This is a genomic window from Pseudomonas silesiensis (assembly GCF_001661075.1).
Taxonomy (GTDB): domain Bacteria; phylum Pseudomonadota; class Gammaproteobacteria; order Pseudomonadales; family Pseudomonadaceae; genus Aquipseudomonas; species Aquipseudomonas silesiensis.
Map to the genome: position 1 here is coordinate 2758319 of NZ_CP014870.1, position 13005 is coordinate 2771323.

The following is a 13005-nucleotide window of genomic DNA, read 5'->3' on the forward strand; positions in this document are numbered from 1 at the left end:
AATGACTGAAGCCTTTGATCCAGGCGCTTTTCTCTCGACGGTCAGTGGGCGCCCAGGTGTGTATCGCATGTTCGACAGCGATGCGCGCCTGCTCTACGTCGGCAAGGCCAAGAACCTCAAGAGTCGTCTGTCGAGCTACTTCCGCAAGTCCGGGCTCGCCCCCAAGACCGCAGCGCTGGTAGCGCGTATCGCCCAGGTCGAAACGACGATCACCGCCAATGAAACCGAAGCCCTGTTGCTCGAGCAGACGCTGATCAAGGAGTGGCGCCCGCCCTACAACATCCTGCTGCGCGACGACAAATCCTACCCCTACGTGTTTCTCTCCGATGGCCAGTTCCCGCGCTTGAGCATCCATCGCGGCGCGAAGAAAGCCAAGGGTAAGTATTTCGGTCCTTACCCCAGCGCCGGGGCCATTCGCGAAAGCCTCAGCCTGCTGCAGAAGACCTTTTTCGTGCGCCAGTGCGAGGACAGTTACTACAAGAACCGCACGCGACCCTGCCTGCAATACCAGATCAAACGCTGCAAGGCGCCCTGCGTCGGCCTTGTGGAGCCCGAGGTCTACGCCGAAGACGTACGGCACTCGGTGATGTTCCTCGAGGGGCGCAGCAATGCATTGACGGACGAATTGTCCGTTGCCATGGAGGAGGCGGCGATCAACCTCGAATTCGAGCGGGCCGCCGAATTGCGCGACCAGATCTCGTTGCTGCGCCGGGTCCAGGACCAGCAGAGCATGGAAGGCGGCTCGGGCGATGTCGACGTGATCGCCGCGTTCGTCAACCCGGGCGGTGCCTGCGTGCACTTGATCAGCGTACGCGGGGGGCGGGTGCTGGGCAGCAAGAACTTCTTCCCGCAGGTAGGCATTGAAGAGGACGTGTCCGAGGTCATGGCGGCGTTCCTCGGCCAATATTACGTCAGCAGCCCCGAACGCGACTTGCCGAGCGAACTGATCGTCAACGTGGTTCATGAAGACTTCCCGGCCCTGATCGCGGCCATCGACAAGCTGCGCGGTCGCGAACTGACCATCAGTCACAGGGTCCGTGGTACCCGGGCGCGCTGGCAGCAATTGGCTGTCACCAATGCCGAACAGGCCCTGGGCGCGCGGCTGGCCAACCGGCAGCATGTTGCAGCACGTTTCGATGCCTTGGCCGAAGTGCTGAACCTTGACGAGCCACCCCAGCGGCTGGAGTGTTACGACATCAGCCACTCCAGCGGCGAAGCGACCGTGGCCTCCTGTGTGGTGTTCGGCCCGGAAGGCCCGATCAAGTCCGACTACCGACGCTACAACATCGAAGGCGTCACCCCCGGCGACGACTACGCCGCGATGCACCAGGCCCTGACCCGACGCTTCAGCAAACTGAAGGACGGGGAGGGCAAGCTGCCGGACATTCTGCTGGTGGACGGCGGCAAGGGCCAGCTGTCCATGGCCCGGGATGTGCTCAACGAGCTGGCGGTGCCCGACCTGATCCTGCTGGGCGTGGCCAAGGGCGCGACACGCAAGGCCGGTTTCGAAACTTTGTACCTGAATGATGCCGCCCACGAATTCACCTTGCGCGGCGATTCCCCCGCGCTGCACTTGATTCAGCAGATACGCGACGAAGCTCACCGTTTCGCGATTACTGGGCACCGCGCCCGTCGCGGCAAAACCCGCCGTACGTCTACGCTTGAGGGCGTAGCCGGCGTCGGCCCGACACGTCGGCGCGATTTGTTGAAACATTTTGGTGGATTGCAGGAGCTGTCTCGTGCCAGCATCGAAGAGATCGCCAAAGCACCCGGGATCAGTAAAAAGCTCGCAGAGTTGATTTATGCAAATCTGCACAGCGAGTAGAATGCCACCTCACCTCGTAGCCAGTTGTGCCGATGAATATCCCTAATCTGATTACCGTTCTACGCGTCCTGCTCATTCCGATCTTTATTTTGCTGTTTTACCTGCCTTACCATTGGAGCTACCTGGCGTCCGCCTCGGTATTCGCCTTTGCTGCGGCCACAGACTGGCTGGACGGGTACCTGGCCCGCCGTCTGGAACAAAGCACGCCATTCGGGGCGTTCCTCGATCCGGTGGCCGACAAGCTGATGGTCGCCGTGGCACTGGTGCTGCTGGTGCAGGAACACGGTAACCTGTGGCTCACGCTGCCGGCCGCCGTCATCATCGGTCGCGAGATCGTGGTCTCGGCGCTGCGCGAGTGGATGGCCGAACTCGGCGCCCGGGCGCACGTCGCGGTATCGAACCTGGGCAAATGGAAAACCGCCGCGCAGATGGTGGCGCTGGTGATCCTGCTGGCCAACCCGTCGGACTTCTCGTTCTGGGTGCTGGTGGGTTACGCCTTGCTGCTGGTCTCCGCCGCCCTGACATTGTGGTCGATGATCCAGTACCTGCGGGCTGCCTGGCCGCATCTGAAGACCGATGCAGAAAAGAAATAAAACTTTTTTGAATCAAAGGCTTGACGGCGCTTCTGAATTCTATAGAATGCGCCACACCAAGACGCGGGAATAGCTCAGTTGGTAGAGCACGACCTTGCCAAGGTCGGGGTCGCGAGTTCGAGTCTCGTTTCCCGCTCCAAATATAGCGCTGCAGAGTTCCACTGAATTCTGTAAGTGATTGAAATCAGGACCTTCGGGTCCTTTTTTCGTTCCGGCGGGAACCACTGAAATCCACGCCCGAATCATCGGTATTGACTACACGCAACTTGGCGCTGCCTGGTTTTCGCGAGGCTGGCAGGCAAATCCCGCGATCAGATCAATCGCGATATCAAGTCTCGACGTCTTCTGTCCCTGAGCTTGGGGAATCGACAATATCATTGCGCAGTCGAAATCCAGCCCTGAATATCCGCAACAGTCGGAATCTTCCCGCTGCTTACAACCTTCTCGTTGATCACCAGAGCCGGCGTGGCGAGGATGTCATAAGTCATCATCTTGCCCATGTCGGTGATCTTTTCGAATTCGGCCTGGATATTCAGATTCTGCGTGGCTTGACGGGCTACGGCCTCCAGTTTTTTGCAGTTGGCGCACCCTGAACCGAGGATTTTGATGTTCAGCATTGGAAGCTCCTTGGTGTGAAAGTCAGCTTGCTGTTTGTTTACGTTGATAACGGCTCAATTGGTAAATTGCACCGGTTATGGCCAGCGAGGCCGCCATTCCTGCACCAAGGGTAAGCCAGCCGGTGCCATCGACCCAGGCACCATAGAGCAGGCCTGCCACGATGCTGAACGAAGCGACTAACCCAACATAGGCAGCGGTCTTCTTCCGACCAATCACAGCCGCCACCATCAGCATGCTCTGCAAGCTAAGTTCAGGATCCGCCATCAGGTACGCCAAGAGCGGGCCAGGATGCATACCTAGATCAAGGAACATGCGGGCGACGGGCACTTCGACCAAGGTTGGGAAGTACATGAACACGCCGAACCCTACTGCTATGGCATTGGCGGGCAATGAGTTGCTGCCTGCAAGGCTTTCAATCCACTCGGGTTGAATAACCTGGCGAACCATACCGACGATGAATACACCCACCACCAGCACAACAAATATCTGCTTGACGAAGCGCCAGGCTTCCCATAACCAGCCTTGCCAGTCTTCGGCTGGCAGTTTTCGGGCAAAGTACCAAACAGACAGTATGGTCAATGCGACCCCGAATAAACGACCCGTGAAGGTGAAGGCTAATGTGCCAGGTTCTGGCGTCAGGCGCATCGAGGCGATCAGCAAAGTGCTTGCGGTCAGACCCAGCGCAACCCATGTCCAGCCATTGGCACCTTCGGTGATGTTATCCAGACCACGCTTGGCCGTGGCGGCAATCATCAGGAGCAGGATGATGAGTACAGACCCTTGGAAGCTCACGCCTTCTTCCCCTTTGCTGACGTCGTATGGAACCCAGTCAAACAGGGTGTCCTGCCACGCTTGGGCCCAGAAAAGCGGGACTTTGATACTGATCAGGTCTGCAGTCAGGGGCCACAGTTTCAAGGTGCCCGCAATCAGCAAGGCCAGCAAAGATAGAAGTACGCCCAGTGCGGGCCCGGAAACGCTGGCCTTCTCTGCGAACAGGGCATCCGCCTGTGCGTCGTGGGTCAGGTCGTCTTTCCAGAATAGGGTAGCCATCAGCAAGCCAATACCGATGCCAAAGACCAGGCAGAGGATCAAACGGGCGATTGCAAACTCCGCTCCCAGAATGCTGCCGGTATAGGCGAGTGCCATGATATTTCCTGCCGGAGCAAAAAACAGAAAGGTGATCGCCGGGCCGATACCCGCGCCTTTGCGGTAAACGCCCGCGAACAAAGGAACAATCGTGCATGAGCAGACGGCAATCAGTGATCCCGCCAGTGCCGCCGCCGGGAAGGAAACATAGACAGGTGCATGTCGACCTAGCCAGTGAGTGATGCTGGCTTTAGGAATAAGTGCTGCCATGGCCCCGGCAATGAAAAACGCTGGCAACAGGCAAAGCAGGACGTGGGCCGCCAAGTAGGAAGCCAGACTGCCAGCTCCACCATTGATTAACTTAAGTACGAGGTCCATGGCGACCCTTGGAATATTATCATTAAAGGTTAGGATTTAAGGTATTTGCTGTGCGTTGAACGGAGTTGACGTAGATCAGTTGTAGGCAGAAAAATTTTACGTAATTCGCTAGACGACAGCGTGGCGTTGCAGCAGCGAACCGTCGAAGTTACCCGTCAGGCCGCCCCATTTCCCGGAGTGCACCATCAGGTAATAAACCAGCGCGAAGCACCAGACCTCTATCGCGTGTGCGAAAAGAGCTGCTGATTAGTTGATAAAAGTCAGATCCCCCACGGCAAAACACCAAATAATCGAGCTGCAATTTCTCCACTCGCAACACGTTGACGGGACGATTTTAAAGACGCACTTGTACTTTGATTGCCGGATATTTTGCTGGCCGCGGCCGCAGCCGCGGCCATGAGCATGATCGCAGTCAGCAAGTCGACGTAACAAGCGTTTGACTCAAGGCCCCTGACAAGGAGTCGGGCTTGCACACGGGCAGGAAGGTTTCAGGGCGAGGTATGTGATGCTCAAGCTCAAACGCATTCTATTGATAGCCTCCAGCGAAATGGCCCTGACTCCGGCGTTTGCGCGTGCGCGTGCCTTGGCGTGTGCAACCGGTGCCTTGTTGCACATTGTCGCGTTCGATTATGTCCAGGCCCTGGCGGTAGCTGGTCTGCTTGACCATGATGCGATGGCTCAGGCGCGGGAAGGTTATCTGCGGGTACACCGTCATTGGCTGGAGCAGCAGGCCCGATTTTACCGATGTGGCGGCATGCTGGTGAGCACCGAAGTGGTCTGGGCCAAGTCGAGCTTGACCAACCTGCTTGAGTACGTGAATGACTTTCATCCGGACCTGGTCATCAAGGATACCCATTACGTGCCGGCACTTGACCGTGCCTTTCACAGGCCTCTGGACTGGCGACTGCTGCGCGAGTGTCCGACCCACCTGCATCTGGTGACCAGTGTCAGAAACCCCAAGCCATTGAACATTCTTGCGGCGATCGATCTGTCCCATCTGGAAGAGATGACGCAGGGTTTAAATGACCGAATACTCGATCTGGCCTCGACTCTGGCAGCCAGCTGCGATGCGGCGCTGCACTTGCTTAATGTCTGTCGTTGGTCAGAGATTAGCGATGCGCCGATGAGTGTGCCAACAGGCAGTCTTTATGAAAGTTTTAGAGACGCGGTTGAAGATGCCCAGCAAGAGGCTTTCGATGTGCTTGCCGAACGCTATTGCATCAAGAATACCCGCCGACACTCACTGACGGGCATCCCCCACAAGGTCATCGGCCTTTTCGCTCAACAAAATGCCTTCGACATCGTGGTGCTGGGCACGGTTTATCACCATAGGCCTGACCGGTTTATCGGGGATACCGCCGAGAGCGTGTTAAACCGGGCACCGTGCAGTTTGATGATCGTTAAACCCTTACCCCCCACCCGGTTGAACGAGGCACCATCGAGCCTGCAGTTGATAAAAATCAACTGACCTTGAGCCAAAAAGAGCGATCAATAGCGTTCCTCTGAATGTTCAAGGAAAATGGCCATGCGAATCACATTTCTTGGTGCCGCGGGCACGGTCACGGGCAGCAAGTACTTGCTGGAACACCGTAACCAACATGTGCTGATCGATTGCGGTCTGTTCCAGGGCTATAAGCAACTGCGATTACACAATCGGGACCCGTTCCAGCTTCCGGTCAGCGACCTCAATGCCATTGTCCTGACCCATGCCCATCTCGATCACAGCGGATATTTACCCGTATTGGTGCGCAATGGTTATCGCGGCCCGGTGTACGCCACGCCCGCCACCTGTGAGTTGGTAAAAATTCTGCTGTTGGACAGTGGCCGCTTGCAGGAAGAGGAGGCTGAGTTCGCCAATCGGCACGGCTTCTCAAAGCACAGCCCGGCGTTGCCGCTTTATACTGAACAAGATGCCGAGCGAGCACTGAAACTGTTGCGGCCGGTGGAGTTGCACCACAAGGTGGAAATCGCCGCGGACATGACGATCCTGCTTCGTGGCGCCGGGCATATTCTGGGTGCCGCTACGGTGGAAGTGAATGCCGACGGCCTGGCCCTGGTGTTTTCAGGGGATTTGGGGCGGCCGGACGATCCTTTGATGTTCGCTCCGGAACCTGTCGAGCAGGCGGATTACCTGTTGGTGGAGTCGACCTATGGTGATCGTCAACATCCGGGCGAGGCGCCACAGGCGCAATTGGCCGAGGTCATCACCCGCACGGCGCTGCGCCGAGGGATTACCCTCGTGCCATCCTTCGCGGTTGGGCGCGCTCAACTGCTGATGTATCACCTGTATCAGTTGAAGCGCAAACGGGCAATTCCCGATATTCCAATCTACCTCAACAGCCCCATGGCCACCGATGTCACGCTTTTGTACCAGCGTTTTCGCAGCGAGCACAGATTATCGCTGGAGGAGTGCGAAGGCATGTGCCATGTGGCGCAATTCGTACGCACCGTCGATGACTCGAGAGAACTTGATCAGCAACGCACCCCAGCGGTGATCATAGCTGCCAGCGGCATGGCGACAGGAGGGCGAGTGGTACATCACCTCAAGGCACTGGCTCCCAATCCAATTAACACGCTGCTGATGCCTGGTTTCCAGGCCGGTGGCACCCGTGGCGCGCAAATTGTTGCGGGAGCGCCTTCAGTGCGTATCCATGGTAAAGACGTGCCGATCCGGGCTGAAGTCGTGCCGATGGAAACCTTGTCCGCGCACGCCGATGCCGATGAAATCATGCAGTGGCTGCGCGGGTTCAAGCAGCCGCCAAAACATACATTTGTCGTCCACGGGGAGCCTAACGCGTCGGATGTGCTGCGCCGACGCATCAGCCAGGAGTTGGGGTGGTCGGTTTCGGTGCCGGAGTATCGCGATAGCGTTGAACTCTCCAGCATTGATCTCACTGCAAGCTCATCCAGGTAACAAAAAAACCACCGCCGTTTGAGACATGGTTCCTTGCAGGTCAAGAAGACGGACCAGTTGCATCTGGGTTGATCCAGATCAAACGGCATTTTTCGGGCCGCGCCATTATTTTGATAAAGACGGCGAGAGTCCAGTCATGGCAAACAACAAGCTTTTCGGCGGGTATCACGCGGTTCAGGACAGGAGCAGAGTTGCGGTGCACAGGTACCTGCACTGGACGGGCACAGGTTCCTGGAGGCGGGAAGCGACCATCCTGCTGTCGGTCTTGGTGGCGCTGATGGCGGGATATTTCACGGTGTTTCACTTCGCCTCTCTCGCGGTGCAGGACTTGGTAGACACGTGCACAGCGCGTTTAGAGATCGAGCTTGAGAATGCCGATACAGATCCCCTCACAAAAGCCCTGGCTCGGCCATTGTGTGAATGTGTGGCACATTCCTTCCTCGACAAAAACGGTATCGTGCGTCTGGCCATGGTCAACATGCGCATGCTTGATTCGATGGCTCTTGAACCCGTGACGGAAAAGGACGAGGAGGCCTGCATCAGCGCCCTGTGGCTGCCCAATGTCGAACTGGCCAAGCGCCTGACCCTTGAAGGAGGGGGGCGCTAGCACTTGCCCGCGATCTGTTCCAACGCATTCTTGGGTGCCATAGGGGTCATGGCTTCAGGCTTTTTAGGCAGCGAGATGCCCAGTTACTGTTGCAGGTTGGCTGGCTCGGTCAGGCGGAGGGCATCGAGCGCTGTGACCCATTCTTCGTTGGTGGGCTCGACCACCACCTTGACTCGGCTGGCCGGGGTCGAGATCACTGAGGCATTGGCCTGGTTCGCCGTTTCGTTCAGTTCGACGCCCAGATACTGCAGGCCAGCGCACATACGAGAGCGAATCGCCGCGTTGTGTTCGCCAATACCTGCCGTGAACACCAGCATGTCCAGACCACCCAGTGCCGCGACAAGGGCGCCGGCTTCGTGGATGAAGCGGCGCAGGTACAACGCAAGGGCCATGGCCGCGCGAGGCTCAGTGGTTTCGACTTTGAGCAATTCGCGCGGGTCGCTGGATATGCCGGAAATTCCCAGCAGACCAGACTCGTGATACAGAATATGGCTGACCCGCTCGAGGCTCAGCTTCCAGATTTCCATCAGGAAAATCACCGCACCAGGGTCCATCGCCCCGCAGCGGGAGCCCATCATCAAACCGTCCAGCGCTGAGAAACCCATGGTGGTGGCGACGCTTTTCAAGTCTTGCATGCCGCACAGGCTGGCACCGCTGCCCAAGTGCGCGACCAGCGTCCGGCCACGCGCCTGATCGCCATAGCGCTCGGCCAGCGCAATGGATTGGTAGCAATAGGAAAGCCCGTGAAACCCGTAACGACGCAGGCCGTTTTCCCAGGCCGACCAAGGCAGCGGCAGGATTTTCTCCACGTCTGGCAGGGTTTGGTGGAATGCGGTATCGAAACACACCACTTGTGGCAGGTCGGGGCGGGTTTGCAGCAGTATTTCGATGGACTCCAGCGCGAAGGGCTGATGCAGAGGGGCTAGCGGGATGTAGCTTTTAAGGTCGGCCAGCACTTGCGTGTCGATCAATACCGGTTTTGAGTATTTAATCCCTCCATGCACGACGCGGTGGGCGATAGCCCTGATCGAACGGCCTACCAGCTGAGTTCGCAGCCGTTCACGAATATACCCAAGGGCATCGTGATAAGGATGGCTTTCATCGAGGGTCAGTGGCTGATCGTCGCCGCCGTTTTCGCTGACCACCGAGTTTGGCCCCGTGATGCCGTCGACCTTCCCGCGCCACAGCGGTGTGCGAGCCAAAGGGCTGCAGGTGGCGTCGAACAAGGCGAACTTGATGCTCGACGACCCCGCATTAAGGACCAGAATCACTTCACCGTTCTCCGTGTCGTTCATGGCGGGGTTACCCGATAGTGATGGGCGACCAGCGCGGCGATGGCACAGGACGCGATGCGCGATTCGACGGAGTCGGCGCGGCTGGTCAGGACAATCGGCACTTTGGCACCAAGCACGATACCCGCGCTGGCGGCACCGCCCAGGTATTCCAGTTGTTTGACGAGCATATTGCCGCTTTCCAGATCAGGCACTACGAGAATGTCGGCTTTACCGGAAACAGCTGAGTGAATGCCCTTGATACGCGCCGCCGCCAGGGAGATGGCGTTGTCGAACGCCAGCGGCCCGTCAAGGACCGCACCAGTGATCTGGCCGCGATCAGCCATCTTGCACAGCGCTGCGGCATCAAGGGTGGCGGGCATGTTGGCATTCACCGTTTCCACGGCAGCGAGGATCGCCACATGGGGATTACTGACGCCGAGGATATGCGCCAGATCGATGGCGTTACGCACGATGTCCAGTTTGTCGAGCAGGGCTGGCACGATATTGATCGCTGCATCGGTGATGATGAAGGGGCGCGGATAAAAAGGCGTCTGCATCACGAAACAGTGGGTGATGCGCCGCTTGGTACGCAATAGGGCCGCGGACGGCACCACGGCGGACATCAATTCGTCGGTGTGCAGGCTGCCTTTCATCAAGGCTTCGACTTGACCGTCACGGGCCATTTGCGCACCACGCAGGGCGGCAGCGTGGCTGTGGGGCACGTCTTCGATGGTGAGACCGCAAAGGTCGTGGCCGCCCTTGGCCGCCAATGCTTCGAGTTTGGCTCTTGGGCCAATCAGGATCGGGTCGATCAACCCTGCATTGCGGGCATCAAGGACCGCCTTGATACTCACGTCGTCGCAAGGATGTACCACCGCAACGCGAATCGGCTCCAGCGTCTGGCAGGCTTGCAACAAACGATTCAGACCGTCGGCGCTGTGGCGCAGTTCTATGCCCGGCAGGCTGGCTCGACGCACATCGATATGCTCGCCGGCCGCGTGGACCAGGGATTCACCTTCCAGCACTACCACGCCTTCCTGATTGATGCCGGTACAGGCCAGTGTGAGCAGATATCGCGCCGCGTCGCGAGCAGTAACCGTCACCGAGACCGTCAGTGTGTCACCGATGCGTACCGGGGCAAGGAACTTGAGGGTTTGCCCCAAGGGCACCGAACCGGGTCCTGGCAACCGCGTACCAATCAGCGCCGAAATCAACGCGCCCCCCCACATGCCATGGGCGAAAACAGTGTTGAAGTGGGTGGTGGCGGCAAATTCCGGATCGACGTACAGCGGGTTCACATCGCCGGAAACCAGTGCGAACAGCTGAATGTCTTGAGCTGTCAGGGTGCGCTCCAGAGAGGCCGACTCGCCGATAATGATTTCCTCGAACGATCGATTATGTATTCGCTCCAGATCGTCGGTGTTTACAGGAATAGAACGGGTCATGGGTTTGATCCTGGACAGGATTGCGGATGGCGTGGGTTTTAGCTGCTGTAAACGCTGCTCCAGAGGCGTCTCCCGTCGGGAACCGATGGGTTAACCATGTCAGCATAATCCTTCTCGGCCCGTCCCTATTGATATTGATCAAGCGCAATGAACTGAAAATTCAATCGTGTTTTGCGAAAGCACCCCCTGGCGACTTGAGCTGGGTTGGCGCAGGGATTTGATATAAATCAACGCCAGGGCGACATCAACAGAGGACTCTGGATAAACGCTGGTGCCTGATCCGGCGCAGGCGTTACCGCCGGCCTCGGCAATGGGGCGGCGGTGGACGTCGAGTTCCATCTGTCTGGAGTCAGATCATGAGCCAATATCAACGCTTGTTACTCATCATCAACCCGACCCTGCATTCTGTACCAGGTGCCATCCAGCGTTCTGGGTCTGGATCGGACAAGGCCTTGTTGTAACGAAACGCCAGGCGTCATCGCCTGAGGAGGTTTTTCATGAGTCAAAGCCCCTCATTGCATACCACCTTGAAGGACCGGGCAGAAGCCGGTCGTCGTCTGGTGGAACCGTTGCTCAAATACGCGCATCGAAACGATGTCATCGTCCTGGCCTTGCCCCGTGGCGGCGTACCGGTCGCCTATCAAGTGGTCAAGGCCCTGAACGTGCGCCTGGACCTGATGCTGGTGCGCAAACTGGGCGTGCCATCCAACCCGGAGTTCGCCATGGGCGCCATTGCCAGTGGCGGTATCCAGATCCGAAATGAAGAAGCGCTGCGTACTCATCCGATTTCTGCGGCCGCATTCGAGGCGGTGGTCGAGCGCGAAACACGGGAATTGCAGCGGCGCGAGCAGCTCTACCGGGGCGCCCGGCCACCCGTGCAGCTCAAGGGGCAGGTGGTGATACTGGTCGATGACGGTCTGGCGACGGGCGCCTCGATGATGGCGGCAATCCGCGCGGTGCGCATGCAAGCACCTGCTCGCATCGTCGTTGCCGTGCCGGTTGCGCCACTGGAAACGGTGGAGACGCTGAGCTTCGAAGTCGATGAGGTGATTTGCCCACTCATGCCTGAATGGATGATGTCGATCGGTTATTGGTACTTGCACTTCCCCCAGACCTCGGATGAAGAAGTGAATGATTTGTTGCAGCGGGCCTGGCTACGAGAGGCCCACGGCGATTCCTCCTCTCAGGAGCCTCTCGATGATTGAGCCTCAATCTCGACAGCTGGAATTGCAAGACGTCGAGTTATCCGCCGATTTACGGCTGCCGCTCCATGCTGACGGTCTGGTGATCTTCGTACATGGCAGCGGCAGTGGCCGTTTGAGTCCGCGTAATCAGTTTGTCGCGCAGACGCTGGCCAGACGGGGATTGGGGTCGCTGTTGTTCGACCTGCTTACGGAGCCAGAGCAACGCCTGGATAACCTCACCGGCGAGCTACGGTTCGATATCGACTTGCTTGCCGGGCGGCTGGTGGAGGTGATCGATTGGGTAGGCCGGGACGCGGATTTGCGCTCGCCGACTGTTCACAGGGCATCAGGCCGGCGCGTTTGACGAAGTGACCGTACAGCGCCGGGTCATCCTGCCAATCTGCATCGTGGCTGCAGGATGATTACAGGTACAGGAGGTGAACGACCTTGCGGGTTTCGAAGGGATCGTCGCGCGTCTCGAAGCCCAGGGATCTGGCCAGGGCGCGCATGGGCGCATTGCTGGATTCGTCAACCGCGTAAATGTGGTGGAAAGCATTCTTGCGCGCGGCCGTGATCAAATGTTCCATCAGTAGCGTACCCAATTCCAGCTGCTTCCATTCTTCGGCGACTGTCACGGTACATTCACATTTGTGCTCGTCCGTGGCGCCATAGCGGCTGACGCCAATCTCGATCAGTTGGCCATCCTCGTGAACCAGTGCGATGTACGCCGTGCGCTGTTTGCTATCGATGTCCAACCTGGGGCCAGCCATGGCTTTTTGAGGTTCGTTGACCCGCGAGAGAAAGCGCATGTGCCGGGACTCGGGGGACAGAAGTTTGATGAAGGCGTATTCACGCTCGCGGTCTTTATCCGTCAACTGCCGGATCAACACGTGACCGCCATCCTGAAGGGTTTCGATCCAGTATTGGCCTTTGACTTTGGCACAGGCTTCAGCAGCCCGATAATGATGATTTTTGACAGTGAACATCGGGCGATCCTCCGTCCGGTATCAAGGGTGGGCGCGCAGTGATGAACGACGCGGTTCACTTGTTTCTACACTGTTGGCCGCTGGCGAACATGATC

12 protein-coding genes, 1 tRNA gene and 2 pseudogenes are annotated in these 13005 nt (G+C 58.1%); 8 read left to right on the forward strand and 7 right to left on the reverse strand.

Features of this window, described 5'->3' with window-relative positions; genetic code table 11:
* The first annotated feature begins 1 nt into the window (after position 1).
* From uvrC to PMA3_RS12435, 3 genes are all read left to right on the forward strand, one after another.
* The gene (gene uvrC / locus PMA3_RS12425; protein WP_064677425.1) at positions 2-1825 is read left to right on the forward strand and encodes an excinuclease ABC subunit UvrC; all 1824 of its coding nucleotides are present in this window, start codon (positions 2-4) and stop codon (positions 1823-1825) included.
* 32 nt (positions 1826-1857) lie between these two features.
* Positions 1858-2418 carry a CDP-diacylglycerol--glycerol-3-phosphate 3-phosphatidyltransferase gene (pgsA, locus tag PMA3_RS12430; protein ID WP_064677426.1) on the forward strand — a complete coding sequence of 187 codons (561 nt, stop codon included), beginning with the start codon at positions 1858-1860 and terminating at the stop codon, positions 2416-2418.
* A gap of 63 nt (positions 2419-2481) precedes the next feature.
* Positions 2482-2557, forward strand: a tRNA-Gly gene (locus PMA3_RS12435).
* A gap of 235 nt (positions 2558-2792) precedes the next feature.
* Here PMA3_RS12435 and PMA3_RS12440 read toward each other — a convergent pair.
* The 3 genes and pseudogenes from PMA3_RS12440 to PMA3_RS30705 all read right to left on the reverse strand — a co-directional run.
* Positions 2793-3035, reverse strand: coding sequence for a thioredoxin family protein (locus tag PMA3_RS12440; RefSeq protein WP_010455847.1), 243 nt, complete (start codon positions 3033-3035; stop codon positions 2793-2795).
* A 22-nt stretch (positions 3036-3057) separates the two neighbouring features.
* Positions 3058-4500: a permease gene (locus PMA3_RS12445; RefSeq protein ID WP_064677427.1), complete on the reverse strand. Its 1443-nt coding sequence runs from the start codon at positions 4498-4500 to the stop codon at positions 3058-3060.
* 129 nt (positions 4501-4629) lie between these two features.
* Positions 4630-4740, reverse strand: a pseudogene (locus tag PMA3_RS30705) (two pore domain potassium channel family protein); the annotation flags it as partial.
* Positions 4741-5005: 265 nt separating this feature from the next.
* On the opposite strand from PMA3_RS30705, the gene PMA3_RS12450 reads away from it, so the two are divergent.
* From PMA3_RS12450 to PMA3_RS12460, 3 genes are all read left to right on the forward strand, one after another.
* Positions 5006-5968, forward strand: coding sequence for a universal stress protein (locus PMA3_RS12450; RefSeq protein WP_064677428.1), 963 nt, complete (start codon positions 5006-5008; stop codon positions 5966-5968).
* Positions 5969-6025: 57 nt separating this feature from the next.
* On the forward strand, positions 6026-7414 hold the full coding sequence (locus PMA3_RS12455) for an MBL fold metallo-hydrolase RNA specificity domain-containing protein (RefSeq protein ID WP_064677429.1): 1389 nt from the start codon (positions 6026-6028) through the stop codon (positions 7412-7414).
* Positions 7415-7550: 136 nt separating this feature from the next.
* A complete protein-coding gene (locus PMA3_RS12460; RefSeq protein WP_064677430.1) occupies positions 7551-8021 on the forward strand; it encodes a hypothetical protein in 471 nt (156 codons plus the stop codon).
* Positions 8022-8104: 83 nt separating this feature from the next.
* Here the strand turns inward: PMA3_RS12460 and PMA3_RS12465 are convergent, their stop codons facing one another.
* The 3 genes from PMA3_RS12465 to PMA3_RS32480 form a co-directional block, all read right to left on the reverse strand.
* Complete coding sequence (locus PMA3_RS12465; protein WP_064677431.1) at positions 8105-9316, reverse strand: acetate/propionate family kinase; 1212 nt, start codon at positions 9314-9316, stop codon at positions 8105-8107.
* Positions 9313-10740: a bifunctional enoyl-CoA hydratase/phosphate acetyltransferase gene (locus PMA3_RS12470; protein ID WP_064677432.1), complete on the reverse strand. Its 1428-nt coding sequence runs from the start codon at positions 10738-10740 to the stop codon at positions 9313-9315. Before PMA3_RS12470 ends, PMA3_RS12465 begins: the two co-directional genes overlap by 4 nt.
* Positions 10741-10878: 138 nt before the next feature.
* The gene (locus PMA3_RS32480) at positions 10879-11079 is read right to left on the reverse strand and encodes a hypothetical protein (protein WP_152032257.1); all 201 of its coding nucleotides are present in this window, start codon (positions 11077-11079) and stop codon (positions 10879-10881) included.
* Positions 11080-11237: 158 nt separating this feature from the next.
* On the opposite strand from PMA3_RS32480, the gene PMA3_RS12475 reads away from it, so the two are divergent.
* Together PMA3_RS12475 and PMA3_RS12480 are read left to right on the forward strand one after the other, a co-directional pair.
* Complete coding sequence (locus PMA3_RS12475; protein ID WP_064677433.1) at positions 11238-11945, forward strand: phosphoribosyltransferase; 708 nt, start codon at positions 11238-11240, stop codon at positions 11943-11945.
* Positions 11938-12249, forward strand: a pseudogene (locus tag PMA3_RS12480) (dienelactone hydrolase family protein); the annotation flags it as partial. The gene PMA3_RS12475 and the pseudogene PMA3_RS12480, both read left to right, overlap by 8 nt.
* Positions 12250-12346: 97 nt before the next feature.
* Here the strand turns inward: PMA3_RS12480 and PMA3_RS12485 are convergent.
* Entirely contained in the window at positions 12347-12910 is a 564-nt protein-coding gene (locus PMA3_RS12485; protein ID WP_064677434.1) for a GNAT family N-acetyltransferase, read from the reverse strand.
* Positions 12911-13005: the final 95 nt, after the last annotated feature.